Origin of the sequence: Shewanella algae, from assembly GCF_009183365.2 — a bacterium.
Lineage (GTDB): Bacteria > Pseudomonadota > Gammaproteobacteria > Enterobacterales > Shewanellaceae > Shewanella > Shewanella algae.
This window is the reverse complement of record NZ_CP068230.1, coordinates 1,114,557-1,140,000: the sequence shown is the minus strand read 5'-3', so window position 1 is coordinate 1,140,000 and position 25,444 is coordinate 1,114,557. Positions and strand designations below refer to the sequence as shown.

At 52.4% G+C, this 25,444-nt stretch carries 27 protein-coding genes (1 of these 27 running past the window's edge); 10 read left to right on the top strand and 17 right to left on the bottom strand.

The window, feature by feature from the left end:
- A protein-coding gene (pssA, locus tag E1N14_RS05145; RefSeq protein WP_025012094.1) for a CDP-diacylglycerol--serine O-phosphatidyltransferase crosses the window boundary here: on the bottom strand, positions 1–358 show its start. 545 nt of this gene lie to the left of the window's left edge; the window shows 358 of its 903 coding nt (coding positions 1–358); the start codon lies at positions 356–358; the stop codon falls past the left edge of the window.
- A gap of 91 nt (positions 359–449) precedes the next feature.
- Here pssA and E1N14_RS05140 point away from each other — a divergent pair, with 91 nt between their 5' ends.
- Positions 450–893 carry a DUF4124 domain-containing protein gene (locus E1N14_RS05140; protein ID WP_025890175.1) on the top strand — a complete coding sequence of 148 codons (444 nt, stop codon included), beginning with the start codon at positions 450–452 and terminating at the stop codon, positions 891–893.
- A gap of 77 nt (positions 894–970) precedes the next feature.
- Here E1N14_RS05140 and mdh read toward each other — a convergent pair whose 3' ends face one another.
- Positions 971–1,906 (bottom strand): malate dehydrogenase, encoded by a 936-nt coding sequence (gene mdh / locus E1N14_RS05135; protein ID WP_025012092.1) that lies wholly within the window; start codon positions 1,904–1,906, stop codon positions 971–973.
- A gap of 285 nt (positions 1,907–2,191) precedes the next feature.
- On the opposite strand from mdh, the gene argR reads away from it, so the two are divergent.
- On the top strand, positions 2,192–2,662 hold the full coding sequence (gene argR, locus E1N14_RS05130) for a transcriptional regulator ArgR (RefSeq protein WP_025012091.1): 471 nt from the start codon (positions 2,192–2,194) through the stop codon (positions 2,660–2,662).
- Between the two features lie 60 nt (positions 2,663–2,722).
- Here argR and E1N14_RS05125 read toward each other — a convergent pair whose 3' ends face one another.
- The 5 genes from E1N14_RS05125 to E1N14_RS05105 all read right to left on the bottom strand — a co-directional run bounded on the left by E1N14_RS05125 (position 2,723) and on the right by E1N14_RS05105 (position 9,400).
- The gene (locus E1N14_RS05125) at positions 2,723–3,658 is read right to left on the bottom strand and encodes a Dyp-type peroxidase (RefSeq protein ID WP_025886988.1); all 936 of its coding nucleotides are present in this window, start codon (positions 3,656–3,658) and stop codon (positions 2,723–2,725) included.
- 98 nt (positions 3,659–3,756) lie between these two features.
- Positions 3,757–5,400: a gamma-glutamyltransferase gene (gene ggt, locus E1N14_RS05120; RefSeq protein ID WP_238336400.1), complete on the bottom strand. Its 1,644-nt coding sequence runs from the start codon at positions 5,398–5,400 to the stop codon at positions 3,757–3,759.
- 272 nt (positions 5,401–5,672) lie between these two features.
- Positions 5,673–6,716, bottom strand: a complete 1,044-nt coding sequence (locus E1N14_RS05115) for an ABC transporter ATP-binding protein (protein WP_025012089.1) — start codon at positions 6,714–6,716, stop codon at positions 5,673–5,675.
- Positions 6,713–8,344: an ABC transporter permease gene (locus E1N14_RS05110; RefSeq protein WP_062793830.1), complete on the bottom strand. Its 1,632-nt coding sequence runs from the start codon at positions 8,342–8,344 to the stop codon at positions 6,713–6,715. Before E1N14_RS05110 ends, E1N14_RS05115 begins: the two co-directional genes overlap by 4 nt.
- A 39-nt stretch (positions 8,345–8,383) precedes the next feature.
- Positions 8,384–9,400: a Fe(3+) ABC transporter substrate-binding protein gene (locus E1N14_RS05105; RefSeq protein WP_081782979.1), complete on the bottom strand. Its 1,017-nt coding sequence runs from the start codon at positions 9,398–9,400 to the stop codon at positions 8,384–8,386.
- 213 nt (positions 9,401–9,613) lie between these two features.
- Here E1N14_RS05105 and E1N14_RS05100 point away from each other — a divergent pair, with 213 nt between their 5' ends.
- The gene (locus tag E1N14_RS05100; RefSeq protein ID WP_174539801.1) at positions 9,614–10,069 is read left to right on the top strand and encodes a hypothetical protein; all 456 of its coding nucleotides are present in this window, start codon (positions 9,614–9,616) and stop codon (positions 10,067–10,069) included.
- Here E1N14_RS05100 and E1N14_RS05095 read toward each other — a convergent pair.
- The 3 genes from E1N14_RS05095 to E1N14_RS05085 form a co-directional block, all read right to left on the bottom strand.
- Complete coding sequence (locus E1N14_RS05095) at positions 10,031–10,621, bottom strand: glutathione S-transferase N-terminal domain-containing protein (protein ID WP_025011509.1); 591 nt, start codon at positions 10,619–10,621, stop codon at positions 10,031–10,033. The two genes, E1N14_RS05100 and E1N14_RS05095, sit on opposite strands and share 39 nt — an antisense overlap.
- Before the next feature lie 13 nt (positions 10,622–10,634).
- Positions 10,635–11,384, bottom strand: coding sequence for a ferredoxin--NADP reductase (locus E1N14_RS05090; protein ID WP_025011510.1), 750 nt, complete (start codon positions 11,382–11,384; stop codon positions 10,635–10,637).
- 114 nt (positions 11,385–11,498) lie between these two features.
- Positions 11,499–12,077, bottom strand: a complete 579-nt coding sequence (locus tag E1N14_RS05085; protein WP_062793831.1) for a DUF5610 domain-containing protein — start codon at positions 12,075–12,077, stop codon at positions 11,499–11,501.
- Between the two features lie 137 nt (positions 12,078–12,214).
- On the opposite strand from E1N14_RS05085, the gene E1N14_RS05080 reads away from it, so the two are divergent.
- The 3 genes from E1N14_RS05080 to E1N14_RS05070 all read left to right on the top strand — a co-directional run bounded on the left by E1N14_RS05080 (position 12,215) and on the right by E1N14_RS05070 (position 14,551).
- Positions 12,215–12,721 (top strand): phosphoglycerate mutase family protein, encoded by a 507-nt coding sequence (locus E1N14_RS05080; protein ID WP_037466670.1) that lies wholly within the window; start codon positions 12,215–12,217, stop codon positions 12,719–12,721.
- A gap of 9 nt (positions 12,722–12,730) precedes the next feature.
- Positions 12,731–14,221: an FMN-binding glutamate synthase family protein gene (locus E1N14_RS05075; protein WP_025011511.1), complete on the top strand. Its 1,491-nt coding sequence runs from the start codon at positions 12,731–12,733 to the stop codon at positions 14,219–14,221.
- A 117-nt stretch (positions 14,222–14,338) separates the two neighbouring features.
- A complete protein-coding gene (locus tag E1N14_RS05070; protein ID WP_174840162.1) occupies positions 14,339–14,551 on the top strand; it encodes a hypothetical protein in 213 nt (70 codons plus the stop codon).
- A gap of 13 nt (positions 14,552–14,564) precedes the next feature.
- Here the strand turns inward: E1N14_RS05070 and E1N14_RS05065 are convergent, their stop codons facing one another.
- Positions 14,565–14,834, bottom strand: coding sequence for a hypothetical protein (locus tag E1N14_RS05065; protein ID WP_025011513.1), 270 nt, complete (start codon positions 14,832–14,834; stop codon positions 14,565–14,567).
- A gap of 60 nt (positions 14,835–14,894) precedes the next feature.
- Positions 14,895–16,700, bottom strand: a complete 1,806-nt coding sequence (locus tag E1N14_RS05060; RefSeq protein WP_062793832.1) for an ABCB family ABC transporter ATP-binding protein/permease — start codon at positions 16,698–16,700, stop codon at positions 14,895–14,897.
- Between the two features lie 319 nt (positions 16,701–17,019).
- Here E1N14_RS05060 and E1N14_RS05055 point away from each other — a divergent pair, with 319 nt between their 5' ends.
- Positions 17,020–17,193 (top strand): hypothetical protein, encoded by a 174-nt coding sequence (locus E1N14_RS05055; RefSeq protein WP_096142315.1) that lies wholly within the window; start codon positions 17,020–17,022, stop codon positions 17,191–17,193.
- A gap of 38 nt (positions 17,194–17,231) precedes the next feature.
- Here the strand turns inward: E1N14_RS05055 and aroG are convergent, their stop codons facing one another.
- On the bottom strand, positions 17,232–18,287 hold the full coding sequence (aroG, locus tag E1N14_RS05050) for a 3-deoxy-7-phosphoheptulonate synthase AroG (RefSeq protein WP_025011515.1): 1,056 nt from the start codon (positions 18,285–18,287) through the stop codon (positions 17,232–17,234).
- Positions 18,288–18,578: 291 nt separating this feature from the next.
- On the opposite strand from aroG, the gene E1N14_RS05045 reads away from it, so the two are divergent.
- The 3 genes from E1N14_RS05045 (at position 18,579) to E1N14_RS05035 (ending at position 21,710) form a co-directional block, all read left to right on the top strand.
- The gene (locus E1N14_RS05045) at positions 18,579–19,322 is read left to right on the top strand and encodes a type 2 periplasmic-binding domain-containing protein (RefSeq protein WP_144162314.1); all 744 of its coding nucleotides are present in this window, start codon (positions 18,579–18,581) and stop codon (positions 19,320–19,322) included.
- A gap of 230 nt (positions 19,323–19,552) precedes the next feature.
- Positions 19,553–20,410, top strand: coding sequence for a lipase family protein (locus tag E1N14_RS05040; RefSeq protein WP_025011517.1), 858 nt, complete (start codon positions 19,553–19,555; stop codon positions 20,408–20,410).
- Positions 20,411–20,420: 10 nt separating this feature from the next.
- A complete protein-coding gene (locus tag E1N14_RS05035) occupies positions 20,421–21,710 on the top strand; it encodes a DUF4785 domain-containing protein (RefSeq protein ID WP_051547144.1) in 1,290 nt (429 codons plus the stop codon).
- A gap of 142 nt (positions 21,711–21,852) precedes the next feature.
- Here E1N14_RS05035 and E1N14_RS05030 read toward each other — a convergent pair whose 3' ends face one another.
- The 4 genes from E1N14_RS05030 to glnK form a co-directional block, all read right to left on the bottom strand.
- Positions 21,853–23,007 (bottom strand): tetratricopeptide repeat protein, encoded by a 1,155-nt coding sequence (locus E1N14_RS05030; RefSeq protein ID WP_037437420.1) that lies wholly within the window; start codon positions 23,005–23,007, stop codon positions 21,853–21,855.
- Between the two features lie 166 nt (positions 23,008–23,173).
- On the bottom strand, positions 23,174–23,545 hold the full coding sequence (locus E1N14_RS05025) for a hypothetical protein (RefSeq protein ID WP_236574467.1): 372 nt from the start codon (positions 23,543–23,545) through the stop codon (positions 23,174–23,176).
- Positions 23,546–23,791: 246 nt separating this feature from the next.
- Entirely contained in the window at positions 23,792–25,042 is a 1,251-nt protein-coding gene (locus E1N14_RS05020) for an ammonium transporter (protein WP_044733846.1), read from the bottom strand.
- 10 nt (positions 25,043–25,052) lie between these two features.
- Complete coding sequence (glnK, locus tag E1N14_RS05015) at positions 25,053–25,391, bottom strand: P-II family nitrogen regulator (RefSeq protein ID WP_025011521.1); 339 nt, start codon at positions 25,389–25,391, stop codon at positions 25,053–25,055.
- Positions 25,392–25,444: the final 53 nt, after the last annotated feature.

Genomic DNA, 25,444 nt, shown 5'->3' with positions numbered 1-25,444 from the left:
CCAGACGCAAGGCAGCCCCGGCGCAATAGATAAAGGCCGCCAGCCAACCTATTTTGCCCAATTCAGAAAGCCCCCAGTTATAGGCTATCAAGGCCGGAGCCATACCGAAGGATACCATATCTGCCATTGAGTCGTACTCGGCACCAAAGGCACTCTGAGTGTTGGTCAAACGCGCCAGACGACCATCCAGTCCATCGAATAACATGGCAACAAATACAGCAATAGCCGATGCCTCAAAGTGCCCATTCATGGAAGCGATAACAGCATAGAAGCCCGAGAACAATCCTGCCGTTGTCATCAGATTGGGTAACAGATAGATGCCACGGGTTTTTATTGTTGGCTTGGATAAATTTTGCATACACTTAACCTGATGGTGTAATAAAGGTCTATAGCGGCAAAGATAACACACTTGCTCAGACAAGCTCACCCTGCAGAAACGGAAACAGACAATGATAAGGATCAGCCTATTTATGGCTCTGCTGGCATTACTCGGAGCCAACGCTGCCTCGGCAACGCCCATCTATACTTGGGTCGATGAAAATGGCGTTACCCACTACAGCCAAGAGCCGCCGCCACAACAACAAGCCACCGAACTGGACAGCCAAAATCTGCAACCCGCCAGAATTGGCACGGTCGCGCCGCAGCGAAAAGATGACGTTGTGCAGGAAACTGAGTCTGAGAAACAGGCCAAATTGATCAAGGAGAAAGATGCGGCCCAGGCTCAGGCTATTTGTGATAAGGCCAAATTCCAATTGGATGTACTCAATACCCACACCAGACTGCAACGTAAAGATGAGGCCTCCGGTGAAATGATTAAGATGACAGAAGAAGAACGGCAGGCGCAGATAAAGGAGCAGCAGGAAAGAATTCGGCTGTTTTGCCAAAGAAACTAGCCAGCAAGGCCAGAGTAGAATAAGTTCAAGTAGCAAAAAGGAGCGCCGCGGCGCTCCTTTTTATTCCCTGAGTCGACTTACTTAACGAAGTCTACACCCAGTTTGATATCCGCCTTCAAGGTATCCAGCATGGCATCACGGGCGTTGGTTTCAAACGCGCTCAGCTCTCCATACGGCAGAACCTTTTCGATACCATTCTTGCCGAGTACCACTGGCTGGGCAAAGAATTCAGCGTGCTCGCTACCACCATCAACATAGGCGCACTCGATCACATTGGCTTCACCCTGCAGACCGCGGATCAGCGACAGACCGAAACGGAAAGCGGCCTGGCCCATGGACAGAGTCGCGCTGCCGCCACCGGCTTTGGCTTCAACCACTTCAGTACCAGCGTTTTGAATACGCTTGGTCAGGGCAGCAACTTCTTCATCAGAGAAGCTGACACCTTCAACCTGAGACAACAGAGGCAGAATGGTCACACCGCTGTGGCCGCCAATCACATTGACTTTAACATCGGCAACGTTCAGCCCTTTGGCTTCGGCGATAAAGGTTTCAGAGCGGATGACATCGAGAGTCGTCACACCGAACAGACGGTTCTTGTCGTAAACACCGGCTTTTTTCAGTACTTCAGCAGCAATGGCCACAGTGGTGTTCACTGGGTTGGTGATGATACCGATCAGCGCCTTGGGACAAGTCGCGGCCACTTTTTCAATCAGGTTACGGACGATACCGGCATTGATATTGAACAGATCAGAACGATCCATGCCCGGCTTACGGGCAACACCGGCAGAAATCAGCACCACATCGGCACCTTCCAGTGCAGGCGTTGGGTCTTCACCGGCAAAACCTTTAACTTCAACTGCTGTCGGGATATGACTCAGATCCACGGCAACCCCAGGCGTTACGGGGGCGATATCATAGAGTGACAGCTGAGAGCCGGCAGGCAATTGGGTTTTCAACAGAAGGGCAAGAGCCTGGCCGATACCACCAGCAGCACCAAGTACAGCAACTTTCATAGTTATCTCCGTCAATTCTCGGAATTATGTGTGACATAGATCTAATTCTGTGATGGCGCAACATTAAAGGATCGTCACAAAAATAGCAATTATCCCTTAGTCATATGACTCTGTTTCATCAAAAGCTGAATTAACTTCAGCGTTTTCTACTGCCCACTGAGGCTTCTTTTACCCACCAAATGACCTGCATTGCATTTTTATGCAGACATCTTGGGTATTTGTTGACACTTATCCGTTTGATATGCAGAATGACCGGGATTTTCTGAATAACGACAGAAGAAGATAATGCAAGCAAGCAAAAATCAGGATGAGCTAATCAGAACCTTCAAGGCTCTGCTTAAAGAGGAGCGCTTCGGCTCCCAGAGTGAAATAGTCAATGCACTGCAAGCCGAAGGCTTTGCCAATATCAACCAGTCCAAAGTCTCGCGCATGCTGAGCAAGTTCGGTGCCGTGCGCACTCGTAACGCCAAGCAGGAGATGGTCTACTGCTTACCGGCTGAACTAGGGGTACCTACCGCCGGCAGCCCGCTGAAGAATCTGGTATTGGATGTGGATCATAACCAAGCCATGATAGTGGTGCGTACCAGCCCGGGGGCGGCGCAGTTAATTGCCAGGCTGTTGGACTCCATCGGCAAGCCAGAAGGTATTCTGGGCACTATCGCCGGTGATGATACTATTTTCATCTGCCCTTCCAGCATCAAGACCATTGATGAAACTCTGGAAACAGTGAAGTCGCTGTTCAATTACACAGACTGAGTTGAAAATGCCATAAAAAAACGCCCTTCAATGAGGGGCGTTTTTGTTTTTATCGCGCTATTAATCATCAAACTGGATCATGAAATCCAGAGATGGGGCAAAGAAAGAGGAACCAGTTACCGCCTGAGTAAAGTGCATCAGGTGATCATGGTGTCCTTCTCCGTCACCGAAAACCATACTGTGAAGCATCTTTTCAAAATGGTTAGGTGTCTTACAGGTGGAAATAAACATCAAACCCTGCTGTTTTACAGAACCATAGGGCATGCTCTGACGCAGGATCTCCATCGACTCACCATTGTCATACTTGAGATTTACCCGCTTGATATGTGCCGTCAGCGGTTTGTCTTCCGAGGCGTACTCTATGTTGTCCTGCTTGGTGCGGCCTATGATGTCTTCCTGCTTTTTCTGCGGCAGTCTGTGCCACTTACTCAGATTATGGACATATTTCTGTACATGAATGTAGCTACCGCCGCGAAATGCATCGTCTTCATCACCTACCAGGGCTACAGCTTGACGGCCTCTGCCCTTGGGGTTTTCTGTGCCATCGACAAAACCGGTCAGATCGCGGCTGTCCATAAAGCGGAACCCGCGCTCCTCCTCTTCCAGTTCAGCCAACCCTTCCAGCATTTCGTTGACCTCATTGGCTACCAGATGAAGAATATCCAGGCGATCACAACGCAGGTGAATAAAAATATCGAACTCTATCGCCGGCGCATCCCGGTTACCCGACTCCATAGCAGGGAACGGCCTGAGTTCAGCCGGTCTGCTTCCCGGATAGAGGTGATCCCAAAAGTTGGCACCAATCGCCACAAAGGCGTTAAAGGCACTGTCGGCATACTGATCTGCCAGCTCATACAAATACTGGGCGACATTGGCCAGGCAAGGACGCAGTTGTGACTCTCCGCCTTCGTTGGCATTGAACATCAGATAAACGCTGTGCAGATTTCCCTCAGCGCAGATTCCCAGTTGTTCCCGTGGCATAACCTGTGTATCCATTTGCAATCTACCCTTTCAGATTAATTCATCTTCGGCCTTATTATCCGCAACTTGAGCATTAATTTGAATTAGCTCACGCACGTTTTTGCCGATTGCTTTCAATAACCTGATGCCTGCCCGTCTTTTCGGGACTCGGACGCTCCCCGATAAACGCCGCTTTCAACATTGACGCCTATGGCCTGATAACCACCAAAAGCTCCGAGAGAATCACTCAAAGTATGCCCCTTTTTCATCAGCTCACGGCGGGTTTCCATGGAAAAGCCCGACTCGAGACTGATATAACCGCCATCTGTCATCTGCTCGCCGGTCGGTTGGCTAGAACCTGTATGCAGTATTCTTGGAGCATCGCCCGCCTCCTGCAGGTTGAGGCCAAAATCAATCAGATTAATCATGATCTGAGCGTGCATCTGGGGTTGGGTGGCTCCCCCCATGACGCCAAAGCTGAGCCAAGGCTTGCCATCTTTGGTGACAAAGGCCGGAATTATGGTATGAAACGGTCTCTTACCCGGTGCATAGGAATTAGCACGCCCGGGAGTGAGATCAAACAGCTGGCCCCTGTCCTGTAACACAAATCCCAAATCCGGAGGCGTCATGCCTGAGCCCATGCCACGATAATTGCTCTGGATGAGAGACACCATATTGCCTTCTTTATCGGCGGTAGTGAGATAGATGGTATCGCCGTGTAAAAGATTGGGATTACCCGGCTCAACACTGGCGGCGGCTTTGTCAGCATCGATAAGCTTGGCTCTGGCGTAGTTGTATTCTTTGGAGATAAGTGAGGCTACCGGCACTTTGGCAAAGTCCATGTCGGCGTAGAACTTGGCTCGGTCGGCAAACGCCAGCTTTTTTGCTTCCACGAAATGATGCACATATTCGGCACTGTCCAGCCCCATGGCCTTGAGATTAAATGGCTCCAGGGTTTTAAGGATCTGCAGTGCCGCTATTCCCTGGCCGTTGGGCGGCAGCTCCCAGATATCATAGCCCCGATAATTAACCGATACAGGCTCGACCCACTCACTCTTGTGAGAAGCGAGATCTTCATAGGAAAGATAACCGCCCTGTTGTTGCATATAAGCGGCAATACTGCGGGCTATCTCTCCTTTGTAAAAGACACCCCGGCCCCCCTTGGCAATTTTTTCATAGCTGTTTGCCAAAGCTGGGTTTCGAAACAATTCACCGACGGCCGGCATGCGGCCGCCTGGCATATAGGTTTCTTTAAACCCCTGGTATTTGGCCAGCTTGTCACCGCTGCGAGCCAGATAGAAGGCTATGAGCTCGGAAACCGGAAATCCTTCACGGGCATAATGAATAGCCGGTGCCAGGTTATCCTTCATGGACAATTTGCCGAACTTGTCATGCAGTTCATACCAGCCATCCACGGCACCGGGCACGGATACGGGCAAAGGCCCATAAGGCGGCAGATGCTCAAGCCCTTTGGCCTTGAGCATCTCCAGCGTCAAAGAAGCCGGACTGCGGCCAGACGCATTGAGCCCATAGAGCCGCTGCTCTTTGGCGCTCCAGACAATGGCAAAAAGATCGCCGCCTATGCCTGAACCCGTAGGCTCCACCAACCCCAGCATGGCATTGGCGGCAATCGCGGCATCCACGGCACTGCCACCTTGTTTGAGAATATCGACCGCCACCTGAGTCGCCAGTGGTTGGCTGGTTGCCGCCATGCCATTGACCGCAAAGACTTCAGAGCGGCTCGCAAAGGCCGCGCCCGTGATTCTGTCCATCGCCATGCTTCCCGTGCTGCAGAAAACAGCCAAACTCCCGATGACGCCGATTAACAGCTGACGACATGAGCTATTGCTGATATTCCGTATCCCTTGTGCGTCCTGCATTTTATTATTGCTGTGGTTATGCATCTCGCCTCCGCTCTCATCCCGGAGCAGCGCATGGGCGAGTCCGGGGTTCAGTGAATACCTATGATGAATTCAATCAAACCGATTGCTTGGTATAACACAGAGACAAACAAATTATCACCCACAGCAAACTTATGAAACAATTGTTGTTAACAACCATTGCCGAACAACACCAGCGGATGTTCCAGTGCCGACAGCCTGACTCTCTGCCCTGGAGAAAACTGTACCTGATGACTACGAACCTCGAGAGTGACGCCCTCTTGCTGCACATCATAATGGCAAACATTGCCCAGAAAACGCCGCTCGGTAACCACAGCCAGCCCCTGTTCGTCGGGTCGTAACTCCAATTGCTGTGGCCGCAGCAACAACTCGCCCTGCCAGTTCAGTGGCAAACCATGGGGCAAAGAGCTTTTAAGGCGGCCGATTTGAGTATCGACACAGTGCTCGCAGCTGACCTTGGCCTTAAGATAATTACCACTGCCGAGAAAGTCCGCCACATAGCGATTGACCGGGTTGGCATAGAGAGTTTCAGCACTGCCTTGCTGCACTATTTTTCCATCTTCAAACAGCGCCAGGGTATCGGCAAAAACAAAGGCCTCATCCTTACTGTGGGTCACAAATACGGCGCTGACGTTACGGCTTTTGAGGATCGCGCGAATCTCCAGCATCAGCTCACCGCGTACCTGGGCATCTATGTTGGAGAAGGGTTCATCCAACAAAAGCAGTTCAGGCTCATAAGCAAGCGCCCTGGCAATTGACACCCTTTGCTGTTGACCGCCGGACAACTCGTGGGGATAACGTTCAGCAAGCCCCGGGAGCTTGACCAAATCCAACATCTCCTCGAGCCGGCTCAGACGCTGCGCCTTGTTCAATCCATTGACACCAAAGAGGATATTCTGCGCGACCGTCAAGTGGGGAAACAGGGCATAGTCCTGAAAGATCATCCCCACGCCACGCTCCTCTCCCGGAACCTGCCGCTTATCCGTGGTTACTGCACGGCCGCTGATATGAATTTCACCGGCGGAGACCGGCTGCAGTCCGGCAATGGCTCTGAGCAGAGTCGTTTTACCACAACCACTGGGTCCGAGCAGGGCGGCAATTTCACCGGCTTGCAAGGTAATGCTCAGCCCTTTGAGCACCTGCTGGGTGCCATAATGGCTGTGGAGTTGCTTGACACTCAGGGTCGACATCAGTTGTTTTGCTCCAGCGAACGGTTGAGGTAAATCAAGGGCACCAGCCCCACCAACACAATGACAATAGCCGCCAGCGCCCCCTGCTCCAACTGCTCATCAGAGACGTATTGGAACACTTGGGTAGCCAGGTTGTGAAACCCGACAGGGCTTAGCAGCAAGGCAGCAGGCAACTCTTTCATCGCCTCGATAAATACCAGCAGCAGAGCGGCAAAAATACCGCTGCGCAGCAGTGGCAGATGAATTAATGCCAGTACTTTACCCGGTGTCTTGCCCAGGCTGATGGCCGCCATATCCAGAGAAGGCGACAACCGTTTGTAACTGCTCTCTATGCTGCCGATGGCAATGGCGGCAAAGCGAATACAAAACGCCAGCACCAGAGCGGCGATACTGCCGGTGAACAAGAGCCCCGGACCTTGGCGCTCAAACAGAGCGTAGAGATCATCGATTCTGAAATCGAGCCAAGTCAGCGGAATAAGCACGGCAATCGCCAGCACTGTGCCCGGCAGTGCATAGCCGGTACTGACCAGACGGGATGGCAGTATGTCCCACTTTCGTGGACTCAGGCGGCGAATGAACATCAAGAGGATAGCCAAGAGCAAACACAATACACTGCTGATGGCGGCGACTGTTAGGCTGTTGAGACTGTACTGCCAAAAGTCGCTGTTCCAGCTCTGTTGCCAGTAATCCAAGGCGTAACTGCCGAGAATGACAAATGGCAAAACAAAGGCCAACAGCAGCAACAGCGAGCAGTAGCCGAGCGCCAACCACTCACGCCAACCTTTGAGCCGGTATGGCTCTGGTGCCTCAAGCAACAGCTGTTTTTGAAACAATTGCTGTTTACGCCTCGCCATACGCTCCAGCGCAAACAGAGTAAAGACACCAAGCAACATCAATAGCGAAATTTTAGCCGCGGCCGCCAAGTCACCATAGGCTCGCCAGGTGTCGTAGACAGCCGTGGTCAGGGTGGATACCGCAAAATAATTGACCGTCGCCAAGTCAGCCATGGTTTCCATGGCCACTAGGGCGACCCCGGCCGCCAGCGCCGGGCGCGCCATTGGCAGCGACAAACGCCAGAAACTCTGCCATGGCGAGCAGCCCATCACCTTGGCTGCATGCTGCAAACTTAAGGATTGCTCCAGAAACGCAGTGCGCCCCAAGAGGTAAACGTAAGGGAAGAGCACCAGCGACAACATCACAGTGGCGCCGCCCAGGGTTCGAATATCGGGAAACCAGTAGTCGGTTACCGATTGCCAACCAAAACTTGCGCGTAAAAACCGCTGCACAGGCCCGGCATAATCCAGTAAATCGGTATACACATAAGCGACAATATAAGCCGGCATGGCCAGCGGCAACAACAGAGCCCACTGGAACAGGCGCCGGCCCCGAAACTCACAGCGCGCCACCAGCCAGGCAGCCGGCACCGCCAAAAGCAGACTGCCGACACTCACCCCCAACATCAGCCAGAAGGTATTGGCTATGTATGACGGCAACACAGTGGCAAACATCTGCCCAAAGCGGGTTTCGCCCGGTTCGAACGCCTGCATGACCAGCGCCAGCAAAGGCGCCACCATAAGGCCGCAGACGGCAAACCCCGCCCACGACCAGCCTCTGGAGAAGGTCAGGATCACCGCTATTCCCCTACAACCTTTGCAGAAACGCCTTCAAGCTCAGAGATCAAACTTAACCTCATCGAGCAGTCTCAGCGCCGCCTGATGGTGCTCTGCCAATTTGTAGACAGGCAAGTCATCGGCTTTAAAGTCTCCCCAGGATGCCACCAGTTCTGAGACAGGCACATCGACCTTGACCGGATATTCCATATTGACCTCGGCATAACTCTGTTGGGCGGCATCCGAAGACAGATACTCCATCAACTTGAGGGCATCGGCCGAGTTAGGTGCATGCTTGGCCAGCGCCATACCCGAGACATTGATATGGGCACCGCGATTTTCCTGGTTCGGGAAGTTGATTACTGCCGCTTCGGCCCATGGCCGCTGCTTGGGGTCTTGCAGCATCTTGCCATAGTAATAACTGTTACCAATGGCGATATCACACAAGCCTTCTTTTACCGCCTGCACCTGCGCCCTGTCGTTACCCTGAGGCTTACGGGCCAAGTTACTCTTCAGCCCCTGAAGCCAACTCTTGGCATCGGCTTCACCGTGGTGGGCTATCATGGAGGCCACCAGCGCTATATTGTAGGGATGCTTGCCACTACGCATACAAACCTTGCCCTTGTAGCGGGCATCGGCCAGGTCTTCATAGTTGATCGCCAGCGGCCCGAGGCGCTCCTTGCTGGAATAGAGATTACGCACCCTCATGGTTAGGGCGTACCAGTTTCCTTCAGGATCCCGGTATTGGGCCGGAATATTCTGCTTGAGCGTGTCGCTTTCCACCTGTTTGACCAACTGCTTGTCCACCAATTCCTGCAAACGGGAAAAGTCAGACGTCAGCACCAGATCCGCCGGTGATAAGCGTCCTTCACGGGCCAATCTATCGGCGATGCCATCTTTGGCAAACACAAAATTAACCTTCACCCCGGTAGCCTGACTGAAGTCATCCAGAATGGGCTTGACCAAAAACTCCTGACGATAGGAATAAACCGTCACCTCTCCGGCGGCGGCCACCGGCAGCGTCAGGCTGGATGCGGCCAACGCACTGCAAAGTATCAGACCTGTTCTGTAGCTCATATTCTTCGGCACTCCATATTGGGATGAGTAATTTAATGAGAACTATTTCCAATCCACTTTGTTTTCAGCCTAGTGCAAAAATTCTGGCAAGGGGAATACAAATGAAACAGACAGAACGCAGAAGCTGGAGACAAGGTGATTGGAACGGCCGAATTGTCGCAAACTAAACTAAACTGAACCTTAAAACCCATGCATGGCGAGGGGGAAAACGCCTTGGATATGTTGGAAATCTTGCTGGCTGTGGTGTCTTTGCTGCTGATCTTGTTTCTGTTCCGCCACAGATTAAGGCCAGGAAAGCGACGGCTGGCCAAGCCTGTTACGCCGCAGGAAAAGCAATATCACTGTGTCTCCATAATGTTGACACCAACTGCCTGCCGGGCGATAAGAGCACTTGAAGGCAAGCGTTTTTTGTCGAAGGAGGCGCCCAGGCTTCCCTTGCCTGAGTGCGATTGCAGCCAATGCGACTGCAAGTATCAACATCATGAAGATAGAAGGGTTCCCTTCAGCGACCGACGGCTGGATTATGGCATGAGCCATGATCTCTACGGTGCCTTCGGTGAAACCAACCGCAGAGACAACCCCAAGGGCAGGCGTTACTCGGACTTGGCCAAACCGCAAATTACCGAGAAATCATCCAGGACGAGTATCTCGGAAACTCTGCCTGAGTGACGCAGATTCCTGCCAGTGTGCCAGGGCCGGCACCACTTTACGCCAATCGAGATCCGGATGACGAAAATCAAGGTATTCGAGTAGCACCAATAGCAGCACCTGCCTGGCATCGAGTGGGCCGCTCGCGATGATTCCCTGACGCTCCACCTCCATCAAGGCTCTGAGCAGGGCCTGCTCGAAACGGCCGCTCCAGAAAGGAGAACGAACCCCCTCCTCTTCACGCATCTGTTCCTGCCTTAAGCCAACGGCGCTATCCAGCGCGCCTTTGAGCAGTGAGAACTGGCACTCATAAGCCCAGTTTCTGGATGACCCAAAGAAACGAGCCTGGCCGAATTTGTCGTCCAGAAAGCGGGCTATGACTTCGCTGTCGAACAGTGCGGCACCATCGTCCAAAAGCAGACAGGGAATTTTCCCCAAGGGGTTAACTGACAGTAACTCGTCACTGTTATCGAAGGGATTGACCAGCTTTTCATCCAGCGCCAAACCCAGCTCGCGGGCAATGACCCTGACCACGCGGGCATAAGGCGAAGCTGTAGAGTAATAGAGCTGCATCCAGACTCTCCTGTTACCAGTATTTTTCGACTGTTATCTGTCCAGGGGCCCGGCGCAGGTTTTTGGCCAAGCCTTTATCGATAAGTGCCGCCGTAGCCCCCTGGATCATCCCGGGATTACCACAAAGCATCAATTGCGAATCCTTTGCACTTATGCTCAGTTCGGCCTTGGCCTCTATCTCACCGCTTTGCAACCCATCCGGGATGCGACAACGCAGCGCACCGTCAAAGTCTTCACGAGTGACACTGGGCACAAACACAAATTGCTCGGGATAGGTCTGTTGATAGCCGCGGATCTTATCAAGATAGGCGAGATCCTGCACTTCTCTTACCCCGTAAACCAGAACCACTTTATCAAACCGTTGCCAAGGCTCCTGAGTATCCAGCATGGAAAGAAACGGCCCCACAGCAGTACCTGTTGCCAAAAACCACAGGTGGCGCCCCTGTAATTCCCCTTTGGGGATCTCATCCAGGGTCATAAAGCCAGTGGCTTTGTCTGTCACGCTAATACTGTCACCCGGCTGCAAAGATTGCAGGTCTGGCGACAACTGGCCTTGATCTACCGCCACCGCCAGTATTTCAAGATAGTCAGTCCCGGGGGCATTCACCAGAGAATAGGCCCGAGCGATACGTTTATCATCCCGCACCTGACTGAGTTTGATAAACTGGCCGGCAATAAACGGCGCTATCTCGGCGGCTATCCTCAGGCTGAATAACTTGCTGTTCCAATCGATACGCTCAATGACCCGGCCTTCAGTCCACATAGCTTCTCCTTAGGTAGCACAAGACGATTATTGCAGCATAACCCCATATTCAGCCAACAAAAACCCCTCATAGTGAGGGGTGTTATCGGCAGGTAAGGTTTCGCGTGAGCTCAATTATTCCTGCTCTGTGCCAAAGCTGTCTCTGAATGCCTGCAACCCTTGCTGTACCAGGGAGTAAGTTTCATCTACCCCGGCCTTGATATCGCCTTCCAGCACCTTGAGCCCGGAGAGAATATCCGTCGCCTCTTTAAAGCCCTGATCTATAGCGCCGCCTATAACGTCCATAAAACCGGACAGCTGACGGTCAAAGTCCATGCTGGAATTTTGCTGCTGGTAGACACTGAAGAACTGAGTGGCAAAACTGACAATTCTGTCGGCCGTGGCCTCGGGAGAAGTATCTATCTGCTGATCCTGCACCTGCTGCAGGGCATTTTCCCCCATGTAAGGTGCCAGTTCTTCATTGATGGCCTCAATCGCGGCGCGATATAAGAGACTCATGGGTTCGTTGCCGCTATTGAGGCTTACCTCCTCCTGCGCCGCCAGAATAGCGTTATTCATCAACTGCTGGCTGACATGGCGGGCGCTCTTGCTGCTGGCGACTTCAGATACCGCCTTGCCATGATTCCCGTCCAGTTGTTGGGTCTTGTCCTTGGCCACCTCAGATACCTGAGCGCCATGATTGCGGATTTCCATCTTGGTTTCCTCGTATGAAAAGCGTATCTCAGGTTAATTATCGACCGGTTCAGTAATTAGTTTAGCGATTGTTTACCCAGACCGATAGTCTGAGCTATGATCCCGCATGCTATTTAAGTATTTGATAGGAAATAAAAATGGTAAGAATTTTCCTACTGCTTTGTCTTTCTGTGTTTTTTAGCTTGCCATCCCTTGCCGCTGACACCAATCAAACCATATTTCTGGTTAGGCACGCGGAAAAAGCCCAGGGAACCGATCCCGGGCTGACAGCCGCCGGTAAAGCGCGAGCCGAGGCTCTGGCCGAGGCATTACGGGACACCCAACTGCAAAGGCTAATGTCGAGTGAGTTTCGCCGTACTCAGGAAACCCTGGCGCCGATTGCAACAGCCAAACAACTCAGGATAGAAGTGTTTCCAGCCAAAGCCGGCTTGGAGGCTCACATCAATGCCATAGCTGATGCGGTTAAAGCCAGCCAAGGCAATGTGCTGATCGCCGGCCACAGCAATACAGTTCCGGCCATCATTAAGGCTCTGGGTGGCCCCCTGGTTAGCCTGAATGAGCAGCAATACGACCAACTGTTTATTCTCACCTTGGGAGAACAGGGGCCCACAGGCCTGGTAACCACCCACTTTGGCAGTCAATAAGGATAGAAGATGCGCGAGCAAAACTGGTTTATGTGGGGGCTGGAACTGTTTTCCGGCCTGTTTCTGATAGTCGTCGGCTTAGGGCTTTTGGTGATCACTTACATGTATATCGCCGATGTGATGCAAACCAAGCAGGCGGTGCGGCATAACTACCCTGTTGTAGGCCGATTCAGATATTTCTTCGAGAAAATGGGCGAATTCTTCCGCCAGTACTTTTTTGCCCTCGATCGGGAAGAACTTCCCTTTAATCGCGCCGAGCGTAGTTGGGTATATCGGGCGGCGAAAAATGTTGATCGCACCATAGCCTTCGGCTCCACCAGGCCACTGGAAGCCAACGGCAGTATCATGTTTATGAATACGGCCTTCCCAACGCTGGATCAAGACGTTGTGCCACCAACGCCTGTGGTTATTGGCCCGGACTGTGAACATCCCTTTGCCACCAGCGCCATTTGCCATATTTCCGCCATGAGCTTTGGCGCCCTCTCCCGCCCGGCTGTTACCGCCCTTTCCCATGGTGCGGCTCAGGCAGGATGCTGGCTCAACACAGGGGAAGGCGGCCTCAGCGCCCACCATCTCAAGGGAAATTGCGATCTGGTGTTTCAGATAGGTACCGCCAAATACGGTGTTCGCAATGCCGAAGGCCACCTGGATGATGACAAGCTCAGGGAAGTGGCCGCTCACTCTCAGGTGAAGATGTTCGAAATCAAACTCAGTCAGGGAGCCAAGCCAGGCAAAGGCGGAATTCTTCCCGGGGTGAAAGTAACCGAAGAGATAGCCACCATTCGCGGCATCCCTGTCGGACAGGACTCCATCAGTCCCAATGGTCATATTGAATTTCACCATGTCGGCGACATTCTCGACATGATAGCCAGAGTCAGGCAAGTGACAGGCAAACCCACAGGGATCAAGGCAGTCTTGGGTGATATCCACTGGTTGGAAGATTTTCTGGAAGAGATTAACCAACGCGGCCATGAATCGGCTCCCGACTTCTTCACCCTCGACAGCGCCGATGGCGGCACAGGCGCGGCGCCGCAAACTCTGATGGATTACGTTGGCCTGCCGCTGAAAGAGAGTCTGCCATTGCTGGTGGATCATCTTCGCCGCCATGGATTGAAGCAGAGGATTAAAGTGATTGCCTCGGGCAAGCTGATCACCCCTTCCAGAGTCGCCTGGGCACTGGCTCTTGGCGCAGACTTCATCGCCTCTGCCAGAGGTAACATGTTTGCGCTGGGATGTATTCAGGCATTGCAGTGCAACAAGGATACCTGCCCTACCGGGATAACCACCCACAACAAGAAGCTGCAACAGGGTTTGGATCCCAGAGACAAATCCACCCGAGTCGCCAACTACAACAAGGCATTACACCATGATCTGGGGATGCTGGCCCATTCCTGTGGAGTCAGTGACCCAAGACAGCTCAAGCCACATCATGTCAGAGTCGTCACTCAAAATGGTCTGTCTGTGTCCTTGGATAAATATTACGCTCACTTCGATCAATAAAGATAATTTAGCTGTCACTAAAGTATAATAGTGGGTAGATTGTGCGTTATGTCACAAAAGTGGTAAGATCTTACTCCTAGTCAAGACTTGCCACTTCCAGAGGATTTTGAAGTGAAAATGACATTTGTCAGTCAGGTCCCCAAGCCGGAAACGAGCAAAACTGCATCGCTCAGCTGCAAGAATTGCAGCCGTTTGATTGAGATTGAGGGAGAGATGCTCTGTTATCGCGGCGGTAAAATAACTGAACTGACGCCGGTAAACGAAGCGAAAAATGGTTTCAACCTACTGTGCGACGGCTGGCAAGCCGACCGCAACCAAACCAAGAAATAGGATCAACTCAGGCTCAGCTGCGCAAAACCCCTTGCGACTGAGCCTGCTTTCTTGACTCACTGATAATCCCTTCCAACGCCGCATTAAAGGTTTCCGCAGATACCATAGACAGAGTCAGGCCGCGGGTGGAAACTCTCAGTCCGGCACGTAACTCAGTATGCAGTTGATTGAGGGCAACTTCGTCCATACCCCGCTTTTTCAGATTATCTGCCAAACTGTTCCAGTCTGTACGGACTTTGTCCTGCATTCCTTCGATATTGACCTGCAATACAATGTTTTCCATCTGTGCTGCCCCCAGGCTGACGCTACTTCGGAGTATCAAGTATGCGGCAGCCAGCCTGAATCAATGCTGAACTTGCACCGACTCATCTGCCTGTTTTGTGTGCTGGATCCGCCACAAACGAGCATAATATCCATCGGCGGCCAACAGGTGGTCGTGGGTGCCGGACTCAACCAACCGACCTTGGTGCAACACTAAGATTTTATCGGCCTCCACCACAGTCGACAGCCTGTGGGCAATCACCAGACTGGTATGGCCCTTGGCAACTTCATCAAGCGCCTTGAGAATAGCCCTCTCGGAGCGGCTGTCCAGTGACGAGGTGGCTTCATCGAAGATCAGTATCGGCGAGCGCTTCAATATCGCCCTGGCAATAGCCACACGCTGCTTTTCACCGCCGGAGAGTTTCATACCTCTCTCACCCACCTTGGTCTGAGCCTGCTGTGGTAATGTCTCAACAAACTGCTTCAGATGGGCCAACTCTATCGCCTGCCAAATCTCGGCGTCAGAAGCATCGGGGCGGCCATAGCGAATGTTTTCAAACAGAGTATCGTTAAACAGCACTGTATCCTGAGGCACTATGGCGATGGCCCGGCGCAGTGCATCTTGGGTCATGTCGCGAATATCTATACCATCGACCCGAATCGCCCCTTGGCTGACATCGTAAAAACGGAACAGCAAGCGTACCAACGTCGATTTACCGGCGCCGCTTTCACCCACTACAGCCACCTTCTGCCCGGGTTCTATCTCAAAACTCACGCCCTTGAGTATCTCCCTGTCACCATAGCCAAAGCCAACCGACTCAAAACTGACTCGGCCCTCTGTCGGCACGATATCCTTGGCCACTGGGTTATCTTTTACCAGCGGAGTCTTATCCAGCAGCGAGAACATCCTTTCAATATTGGCCAAGGCTCCACGAATCTCACGATACACAAAACCCAGGAAGTTGAGCGGCATAAAGAGTTGCATCATAAAGGCGTTGATCAACACAAAATCACCCACTGTCATCTGTCCCCGGGTCACTTCAAAAGCCGCGAGCCCCAGCATCAAGGTCATGGCAACAGCAATAATGGTGGCCTGACCGGCATTGAGAGCAAACAGCGACAAGCGATTCTTGCGTTTGGCCACCTCCCAATCCGCCAAAGCCTTGTCATACTCATTCGCCTCATAGGCTTCATTATTGAAGTACTTGACGGTTTCATAGTTAAGCAAACTGTCGATAGCACGGGTATTGGATACAGAGTCGGCCTTTGCCGCCTCACGTACATAGGCGGTGCGCCACTCGGTGGCTATCACAGAGAACATGCCATAGGCCAACACGGAGCAGAAGGTAATCAGCGCAAACCAGATGCCGTAATTCCACAGCAAAATGGCCACCACCATCAGGATTTCCAGCAGGGTAGGTACTATGTTGAACACCATAAAGCGCATCAGAAAACTGATGCCGCTGGTGCCGCGCTCTATGTCCCTCGATAATCCGCCGGTGCGTCTGTCGAGATGAAACCCAAGATCCAGCCGGTGCATATGTTCAAATACCTGCAACCCCAGGCGCCGTATCGCTCTCTCTGTTACCCTGCCAAAGAGGGTATCCCTGATCTCTCCCGTGAGTGCATTAACCAATCTCAAGCCGCCATAAGCCAAAACCAGCGCCAAGGGCACGGCCAACAGCTGCGCCGTTTGTTCGCCGCCAAGGCCATCTACCAAATGCTTCAGCAGGAAAGGCAAGCCGACACTGGCGAGCTTTCCCACAACAAGACACGACAGCGCCAGGATAATCCGGCCCTTGTATTCCAGCAGATAGGGCCAGAGAAGTTTGAGCACTTGCCAGTTGAGCTTATCGACGGGACCTTCAAAGTAGAGAGTTGGACGCATACATCTTGCCAGGGGAAAAGAGTGACTCGAGTGTAGCAGTGACCAGGACTCAAGTCTGCGATCTGTTTGGCTGCCCACTCGGAAATAATCACAGCAACTAGCACTTTAGAATGACAAAAATAACATTAGACCTAGACTAAATGACTAGTAACGGAATTTTTATCGCCAAAATCACCTCAAAGAAGCGAAAGATGGTTATGCATGAAAAAAGAATTTGGTACTCTTTCCAGCTATTGAGTGCGGGCAGCAACAAGTGTTCAAAAAATGTCAAACAAACCGGCCCGCACCGATTTTTACCGTATATTTTGAAGGAAATCTTATGTTGGATTCAAAAGTTCAATACCCGCCCCTGCCGCTGATCCAAACCTGGGTATGGATGATGATCGAATCAGGCAACCCCGAGATCCAGGAAAAAGGCCGTAACAACCTGATAGCTTCCTTTGGCAGTCTGGCCAAAGCCAACGAATATTTGGCACAGCAAGCCCAAAAATAAAGGCGCCGATGGCGCCTTTATCTATGTAGTAGAAACATTCAACCCTGACGGCGTTTAAGCACGCTGTCGTTGAGCATTGACAGCAGCCTCTCTGTATCATCCCAACCAATGCAGGCATCGGTAATGCTCTGGCCATAACAAAGAGGCTGTCCGGGTTTGAGATCCTGACGTCCTTCCACCAGATGACTCTCCACCATCACCCCAAAAATTGCCTGCTGTTTGGCGGCAATCTGGCCGCAGACATCTTCAGCTACCAACATCTGACGCCGGAAGTCCTTACTGGAGTTGGCATGGCTGAAATCAATCATCACCTTGGGTTTCAGGCCGGCACTCTCAAGCTGAGAACATATCTGGGCCACATGGGCCGAGCTGTAGTTGGGCTCGCGTCCACCGCGCAGAATGATATGGCAGTCATCATTCCCCTTGGTTGACACAATCGCCGAATGGCCAAACTTGGTCACAGACAGGAAATGGTGTGGCGCACTGGCGGCCCCAATGGCATCTATCGCCACCTTGATGGTGCCATCTGTACCGTTTTTGAATCCCACAGGGCAAGAGAGGCCCGATGCCAACTCCCGATGAACCTGGGACTCTGTGGTACGGGCTCCAATAGCGCCCCAACACATGAGGTCGGCCATATACTGCGGGGTAATCATATCGAGAAACTCACCCGCGGTTGGCACCTGGCTGTCATTCAATTCGAGCAGTAGTTTGCGGGCAGATCTCAGGCCGTCGTTGAGCTTGAAGCTGTTATCCATGTAGGGATCGTTAATCAGCCCCTTCCAGCCCACTGTCGTTCTGGGTTTTTCAAAATAAACCCGCATCACCACTTCCAGTTGATCCTGATAGGCCGTTCTGAGCTTGGCCAGACGCGCACCATACTCCAACGCCGCTTCAGGGTCGTGAATAGAGCATGGCCCTATCACCACCAGCAGGCGATCATCCTGTCCCTGAAGAATTCTGTGAATATTTTCCCTGGCCTTAAAGACAGTTGAGGAAGCGCGCTCGGTTGCCGGAAATCGTTCCAGAATGGCTATCGGTGGCAGTAACTCTTTAACTTCATTAATCCGTACATCATCATTCTGGTAATACATAAATGTCACACTACTCCGGCTATTGATAAGAATCTCTTGTTTTGGATAACAGTTTCAATCTATCCGTTATATTCAACCAATGCAATTGACTTATATGGGTTTACAGGCAAATCTGCCCTTTTATTGTTTTTTGTATGGCAATCTTATGATTTAATAAAAAATTCTTTAAGTGTGATATTGCAAACGAAAGAGATGTTCAGCAACCAATGGGCAGTAAAACGGGCAAACAGCCTATAGGCCCCAGGAACCGAATTATAATTACACCTGATACCCAGTAACCCAAGGCCAACTGTGATCCGACTCTGTCTGTTATCTGTACTCTTGCTGATGCCTCTTGCCCAAGCCAAGTTGCAGGCCAATCGGTCAGTGACCTTTTCCACCAGTTTCTCCATCGCGCCTTTTTTTACCGAAGACCGCCACAACGGCATCCAATACCAGTTACTGAAACAGGCCTTGCAACACAGGCAACTCACCTTGGGAGATATCGCTTTTACGCCCCCCAAACGCGCCTTGCGGCTGTTGTTGGCCGGCCAGGTCGATTGCCTTATCAATGCGCCACCCGGACTCAAAGGGATGCACTACACCCCGAGCCTGCTCAGTTACCAAAACAGCATCTTTCTGCTCGCCGATAACCAGAGAATCATTGAGCAAGTATCCGATCTCGCCCATATGCGCCTGGCGGCCTTTCAAAATGCCAGCCATTACCTGGGAGCGGAATTTGCCAAGATGGCCCGCCTGAATCCGGATTACAGTGAAATTGCCAATCAGAGTAATCAGGTGGCTATGTTGCTGGGTAATAGAGTTGAGGCCATAGTGTTGGAAAGGCGAATTTTTGCCTATAACTATCAAAAACTTGCTGAGAAAAAGGACTCACTTCCTCCTGTAAGGGAAGTATCGCTGTTCGAAGAGGCCCCACGCTTTCTGGCTTGCCGGGATCCTGAGATAGCCGCCGAAATAACCGCCGGTATCGAGTGGCTTTATGCGCAGGGAGTTGCCGAGCGTATTCTGGCCGAACCACCACAGTTTGATGACTGACAATATTCAAACCCGTGTAGTTTTCCATAAGGCTTTATTTATCTGAAAAAGCAGCAGATAAATAAAGTCAAAACTGAAATTCAAACACAATCCCACATTAAACCCTCTTCAGACAATCAAATATTCCGCATAAAGTCTTGCCGCCTTAACATATCGAAGTTAGCTTAATTAGCGGATAGACATACTTATCCGTTCAACAAAATAATGACAATCAACAAGAGAAATGCGACATGAAAATATCCACCACCCTTATGATGTTGGGTCTTTGTAGTGTCTGCTCCCTGAGTCATGGCGCCACCGGCGTCGCCTTTGTCCATGGAACAGGAAAACAAACCGATGCCCTGAACGATTACTGGACCCGCGAGTTTGTCGATTCAGTTCGTCAAGGTATCAGCACCCCGAGTAACTATCAGGTTATCAACTGTGACTTCGAGCAATATATGTGGGATGAGGCCGCTGCCGGCTGTCTGGTCGATCAGCTGCAGAGCTTTATCAACGCCCGCAATCTGGATCAACTGATCCTCATCACCCACTCCAATGGCGGCAACATAGTGCGCTGGGTCTTGTCCAATCCCACCTGGGATGGACGTTATCCAGCAGTGATCAACAGCATCAGCCGAGTGATAGCGCTGGCTCCTTCCAGTGCAGGTACACCACTGGCCGATGCCGTCACTCAAGGCAATGTGTTTGAAACCAGTCTCGGCTGGCTGCTCGGTTACGACAGCGATGCCGTCAAACAGCAGCAAGTGGGTTGGATGGCACAATACAACAGTCAATGGCTGTACGGCACAGCCGGGCGCCCTTCTCTGGGTAAGCCTTTTGAAGCTGTTGTCGGCTCGGACGTGGAGTCGGCAGTTTGGGACAGCGACAGCTATTGCGGCGGCTATCAGTACCAGGTCGGGTTGGAGACTACCCAAAACTGGCTGGATAACTGCTCGGACGGTTTTCTTGAGTGCAGCTCCCAGAGTGCCGCCGGCAGTGTCTGGTTTACCGATAAGCAGAAAACCCGTGACAGAGAACCTTTGAGTCACCATCAAAGCCGCCGGGCCTGTTTTAATCTCGACACCCTTCTGCGCAATCATATCTGAGGACGTAAGTATGAAGATGCATATCAGCAAGACACCGCTGCTGGCAGCGATACTCCTGAGCCTCACGGGTTGCCAGGATGATACCAAGGTAGAACAAACCCAGCAGCCCAAAAGCCTGACCTTGGCCATGGTGCCGCCCCAGGCAAGCGATATCAAGGCTTCAGAAGAGCTAGATACAGGGCAATTGCCGCCCTTGAATACCTCCAGGGAAGATGTCAGCTTTGTCAGGGCGCTGTCAGGGGAGTATCAAGCCCAGCTGCCGGACAAAACCGCCAGTGCCAGCAGTGATGAATACTGGTTGATGGTTACAGGCGCCGAGCTTAACCAAGGCATAGAGCTGCCATTAACCCAAGGCAGCAGCGTTATCCGTCTGGCTCCTCGCTGGGATAAAAGCAGCGGCGCCCCGACTGCTCCCAAGAGCATTGCTCCGGACGCAGTTCAACTCAGTTCGGCCGCAGGCAAAACTGAGAACAAGCGTCTTATCCGCCGCGCCGTAGACTCTGAGTCTCTGGCCAGCGCCGGGATGGATGATGACTCCAGTGCCCTGTTGCTGAACTCAGATATCAAGCCCGGTCTCTATCGCCTGCAGGTCGCCGCAGCGCTGACCGCCACTGACAACTATCTGGTCAATGTCAAAGAGAAAGGCTCTGCCTATCGTCTCAAGTTAAGCACCCCATCATCACTCGAGGCCAACACCCATCTCGAGTTGGAGCTGGCGCTTGAGAACGATAAGGCCATGGGTTCACCTCGTTTGGCCAGTGCCCGGCTGCAGCAAGCAAGCGGCGAGCAAACCCCACTGCAACTCAGCCAAAGTGGCAACAGCTGGCGACTGCAAAATGAGCAGCTGCCCATGCCCTCAAGCAATGCGGGTTTCAGTGAATTGGTGGTCGATATTGAGACACAGGTGGATAACACCTTGGTACGACGTACCGTCAAGACCGCCTTCAAGCAGTTCTATCCATCGGCGCGGCTGGCACCCGAAATCAAAGTTGGTTGGCAAAATGGTCTGCCAAGCGCCCTCAACTTTACGCTGGAGCTGGCCCAAAGTGGTCGTTTTGGGGTGTCGGCAATACTGACAGGGATGGACTCCCAAGGGCGGGAAATCGCCATACTGCAGAGTGAGACTGCGGCCTGGCTGACACAAGAGCAAAACAGTCTGCAGTTGCCTCTAAACCTTGAGCTAATCCAAAATTCGGGCTTAAAGCCGCCCTATGGTGTCAGGGCAGTTGAGCTCAAGGATATGGGGCAGATGGCGCGCTTGAGTTACCGCGACAAGGCGCTGAGTTTCGAAGCCCTTTAAGGCCAGCTTTCAGGCAGAGAGAAACATATAGCCCAAAAGCGACAAAGCCCGATGCAGATGTCAGCATCGGGCTTTTTACTCTGCAGCTTGGCTGCAACCAATTGCGTCTTTATAACCCCACTCTTTCAGCCAAGCTTTTGAATCAATGCCCTTCCATCGCATGCAACTTGGCCTGATAGCGTTTTTTCTGCTCGCCGTCACCGGCCAGCGCCAACGCCTTTTGCAGATTGCTCTTCGCTCGGTCGGAGTCCCCTTTTGCCCAATAGGTTCTGGACAAACCAAAGTAAAACTCGTGGCGATAATCCGCCTTCTCAATCGCTCTTCGATACCAACTCAGCGCCTCATCATATTGGTGATCCATGTAGGCTTGCTGCGCCATATCATAGTAGTAATAAGGATTACGGATCCGGGCAAGCTCCAGTACCTTGTGTACTTCGGCCCATTCATCCAGTCTATCCTGGCTGCTCAGCATGACCGCCAGGTTATAGAGGGTAGTCATGTTTTCCGGCTCAAGCGTCAACGCATAGCGGTAGACCCGCTCGGCCATCTGTTCCATGCCCCTGGCGCGATAGAGCACCGCCAGGCTGTTGAGCGCCGGAATAAACAGACTCTGCTGTTGCAAGCTCTTTTTCAGCAAGCCGTATGCGAGATCCCAATTCTCATTGATCAATGCCTCGGCCGCCGCATTGTTGTAATACATGGCGACCACAGTACCTTGGCTGATCTTATTGACCTTATAGCTGCGCACAGCACGCTCGGGCAGGAAATCCACCAGAATGGAACGCTCGGTGACATGGAAGACATGATTATTCTTGGGCGGGTATAACTTGAGGTTGATATGACCATTGACCAGATAAAAGGCGCCTTGGCGATCCCAGACCGGGGGCACTTCCACATCACGAAATTCAACCTCTATCCCCAGTTGTTGCGCCATGGCCGCCGTCAGGATCACCAGTGACATGCAGTTTCCGGCCCTGTCGTGAAAGGTTTCGGCGGCGGTGCGGGTGTAGTTGTCCTGATAGCGAAAGCCGCCCTTGTCGGCATGGATATAGTCAGCCAACCACTCGTGGGCCAACTCCTGATTGGACATGAGTGCACCGCGGCTATAGGCACCTCTGAGCAACTGCACCGCCTCGGGAGGCAAGGCGAATAACTCGGCGGGCTCGGGGATATTCCCAACCTCTTTGAATTGGTTATCCTGAAACAGGCTGCCAAGGGCCATCTTGCTTGGCACCGGTGTACTGCTGCAACCGCAAAATAGCAGCAGCAAAACCGCACCAATTAAGCGACTCAACATGGTAGCGGATAGAGCGCCAGAGAGAGCACGAGTGAGAGAGCTGGAGAAAGCGCTTGAGAAAGTGCCTGAGAACATAAGGCCTCCTGAGTTAAGGCTTCTTTACTGAAAGCTTAAGTCAGACTGGCCACTCCTGCCGCGCCAAAGGGTGACAAAATGTGAATATCCCCTAGTTCAAGCCTTCATTTCCGGGAGCGATAACTTCGGAACCCGGCTTGGGGATCCCTATATAGAGCTGCTGTTGCCGGTAAAGATAGGGGCGATAAAAATGGCCATCGCAGGAAAAGTAGCGATAGGGGCGCATGTAAGGAACACATATAGCAGGCAGGCTGCGGAGGATCTCCAGTTGCTGCTGCGAGCGCAGTAGTTCCTGCCACTCATGCTGACGCAGTAATTCATCCCTGACGGCAAAGGCATCGAAGGGCTCACTGGCATCACGAACCACCACTTGTCCTGCCTCGGCATTTCCAAGCCACAGCAAAGTACTGAACAAAGTGCAGAGAAAAGTACCGGTCAGCTTCATTACACTGAGAGTCTTCATCGCCATCCCCTTAGGCTCCAGGCTGTTTCTGCTTTCAGTCTGCCCCCAAGAGCGTCTGTCATCAAGCGCCATAGCCGCAAAATACGCTTTTCCTGGCCGACTCCCGCCAAGCCAGGTAACAACAAGGCCGGTAACCCCAAAGCCAGCTCTAACCAAAAGCCACCTCACAAGAGATGGCTTAAAGATTAAGGAAGCTTGCTTGATCTCTCAAGAACACTCATGGCTTATCATGGCGTTCTTGGCCTCTCAATTGGCGTTCTTGACAGTCACAAACTCAGGATAGGCATCGATACCACAGTCCGATGCGTCCATACCGTTGTACTCTTCCTCTTCGGTCACCCGGATCCCCATGGTCACTTTCAAGGCGCCCCACACCAGCAATGACGCCAGGAACACCCAGGCAGAGATCACCGCAGCGCCAAACAGTTGCCCAGTCACGCTGGCATCGGCATTGGACAGAGGCACCATCATCAAACCGAAAAAACCGGCGACCCCGTGCACCGAGATAGCCCCGACAGGATCATCTACCTTGATGCGGTCAAAGCCCACGATGGAGAACACCACCAAACCGCCGGCTACCAGGCCTATCACACCCGCCATAGGCAGAGAGGGCGACAATGGATCGGCCGTGATAGCCACCAAACCAGCCAAAGTACCATTGAGTATCATGGTCAAGTCGGCCTTGCCCCACACCATCTTACAGACGATCAGTGCAGATACCGCGCCGAAGGCCGCCGCCGAATTGGTGTTGACGAAGACTTTGGCCACGGCGCTGGCATTCTCGGCATCAGAGACCAGTAACTGAGAACCACCGTTGAAACCGAACCAGCCCATCCAGAGGATAAAAGTCCCCAGGGTTGCCAGCGGCAGGTTGGATCCCGGGATAGGGTTAACCTGGCCATTGGCGCCATATTTACCTTTACGGGCCCCCAGCAGCAAGACACCGGCCAAGGCCGCGGCCGCACCGGCCATATGCACTATGCCGCTACCGGCAAAGTCGACGAAGCCGGCTTCGGAAAGGAAACCACCGCCCCAAGTCCAGTAACCTTCCACCGGGTAGATGACTGCCGTCATTACCAGGCTGAATGCCAGGAAAGCCCACAGGCGCATGCGCTCGGCCACGGCGCCGGAAACAATCGACATGGCTGTAGCCACAAATACCACCTGGAAGAAGAAATCAGACTCCAGCGCATGGTCGGCGTCGGCAGCTTGAGATCCTATCAAGGTGCTGATGCTCGGCAGCCAGCCGCCCTCGCCATTGTCCACATACATGATGTTGTAACCCACAATCAGGTAGGTGATACAGGCGATTGAATAGAGACAGATGTTTTTGGTGAGTATCTCTGTGGTGTTTTTGGAACGCACCAACCCGGCCTCCAGCATGGCGAAACCCGCCGCCATCCACATCACCAGCGCGCCGGAGATCAGAAAGTAAAAGGTGTCCAGCGCAAAACGCAGCTCTGTGACCGTAGTACCCAATTTGCTCAGTTCTTCCATCTTCTCCCCCTTACAGCGCTTCTGTGTCTGTTTCGCCCGTACGAATACGGATAACCTGTTCCAGATCTGTCACAAAGATCTTGCCGTCACCTATCTTGCCGGTATGGGCGGCGTTGGTGATGACCTCCAGCAGGTGCTCAAGATTCTCCGCCTTGGTGGCTATCTCGAGCTTAACCTTGGGCAGAAAGTCCACCTGATACTCGGCTCCCCGATAGAGCTCTGTATGCCCCTTTTGTCGGCCAAAACCTTTGACTTCGGTGACCGTCATCCCCTCAATGCCTATGCCCGCAATCGCTTCGCGGACATCATCAAGCTTGAACGGCTTAATGATTGCGCTGACTAATTTCATCCAGACCTCCAGAATCGCCTTGCTGTATTGGTGTTATGCCAAAAGCAATTCAA

Bases quoted from the DNA above. Each gene is read 5' to 3' on its own strand.
- E1N14_RS05140 (WP_025890175.1), top strand. From the start codon at position 450: ATGATAAGGATCAGCCTATTTATGGCTCTGCTGGCATTACTCGGAGCC.
- mdh (WP_025012092.1), bottom strand. From the start codon at position 1,906: ATGAAAGTTGCTGTACTTGGTGCTGCTGGTGGTATCGGCCAGGCTCTT.
- argR (WP_025012091.1), top strand. From the start codon at position 2,192: ATGCAAGCAAGCAAAAATCAGGATGAGCTAATCAGAACCTTCAAGGCT.
- E1N14_RS05125 (WP_025886988.1), bottom strand. From the start codon at position 3,658: ATGGATACACAGGTTATGCCACGGGAACAACTGGGAATCTGCGCTGAG.
- ggt (WP_238336400.1), bottom strand. From the start codon at position 5,400: ATGGCGATGGACAGAATCACGGGCGCGGCCTTTGCGAGCCGCTCTGAA.
- E1N14_RS05105 (WP_081782979.1), bottom strand. From the start codon at position 9,400: ATGAGCTACAGAACAGGTCTGATACTTTGCAGTGCGTTGGCCGCATCC.
- E1N14_RS05095 (WP_025011509.1), bottom strand. From the start codon at position 10,621: ATGCAGCTCTATTACTCTACAGCTTCGCCTTATGCCCGCGTGGTCAGG.
- E1N14_RS05090 (WP_025011510.1), bottom strand. From the start codon at position 11,384: ATGTGGACTGAAGGCCGGGTCATTGAGCGTATCGATTGGAACAGCAAG.
- E1N14_RS05085 (WP_062793831.1), bottom strand. From the start codon at position 12,077: ATGGAAATCCGCAATCATGGCGCTCAGGTATCTGAGGTGGCCAAGGAC.
- E1N14_RS05080 (WP_037466670.1), top strand. From the start codon at position 12,215: ATGGTAAGAATTTTCCTACTGCTTTGTCTTTCTGTGTTTTTTAGCTTG.
- E1N14_RS05075 (WP_025011511.1), top strand. From the start codon at position 12,731: ATGCGCGAGCAAAACTGGTTTATGTGGGGGCTGGAACTGTTTTCCGGC.
- E1N14_RS05070 (WP_174840162.1), top strand. From the start codon at position 14,339: ATGACATTTGTCAGTCAGGTCCCCAAGCCGGAAACGAGCAAAACTGCA.
- E1N14_RS05065 (WP_025011513.1), bottom strand. From the start codon at position 14,834: ATGGAAAACATTGTATTGCAGGTCAATATCGAAGGAATGCAGGACAAA.
- E1N14_RS05060 (WP_062793832.1), bottom strand. From the start codon at position 16,700: ATGCGTCCAACTCTCTACTTTGAAGGTCCCGTCGATAAGCTCAACTGG.
- E1N14_RS05055 (WP_096142315.1), top strand. From the start codon at position 17,020: ATGTTGGATTCAAAAGTTCAATACCCGCCCCTGCCGCTGATCCAAACC.
- aroG (WP_025011515.1), bottom strand. From the start codon at position 18,287: ATGTATTACCAGAATGATGATGTACGGATTAATGAAGTTAAAGAGTTA.
- E1N14_RS05040 (WP_025011517.1), top strand. From the start codon at position 19,553: ATGAAAATATCCACCACCCTTATGATGTTGGGTCTTTGTAGTGTCTGC.
- E1N14_RS05035 (WP_051547144.1), top strand. From the start codon at position 20,421: ATGAAGATGCATATCAGCAAGACACCGCTGCTGGCAGCGATACTCCTG.
- E1N14_RS05030 (WP_037437420.1), bottom strand. From the start codon at position 23,007: ATGTTGAGTCGCTTAATTGGTGCGGTTTTGCTGCTGCTATTTTGCGGT.
- E1N14_RS05025 (WP_236574467.1), bottom strand. From the start codon at position 23,545: ATGAAGACTCTCAGTGTAATGAAGCTGACCGGTACTTTTCTCTGCACT.
- E1N14_RS05020 (WP_044733846.1), bottom strand. From the start codon at position 25,042: ATGGAAGAACTGAGCAAATTGGGTACTACGGTCACAGAGCTGCGTTTT.
- glnK (WP_025011521.1), bottom strand. From the start codon at position 25,391: ATGAAATTAGTCAGCGCAATCATTAAGCCGTTCAAGCTTGATGATGTC.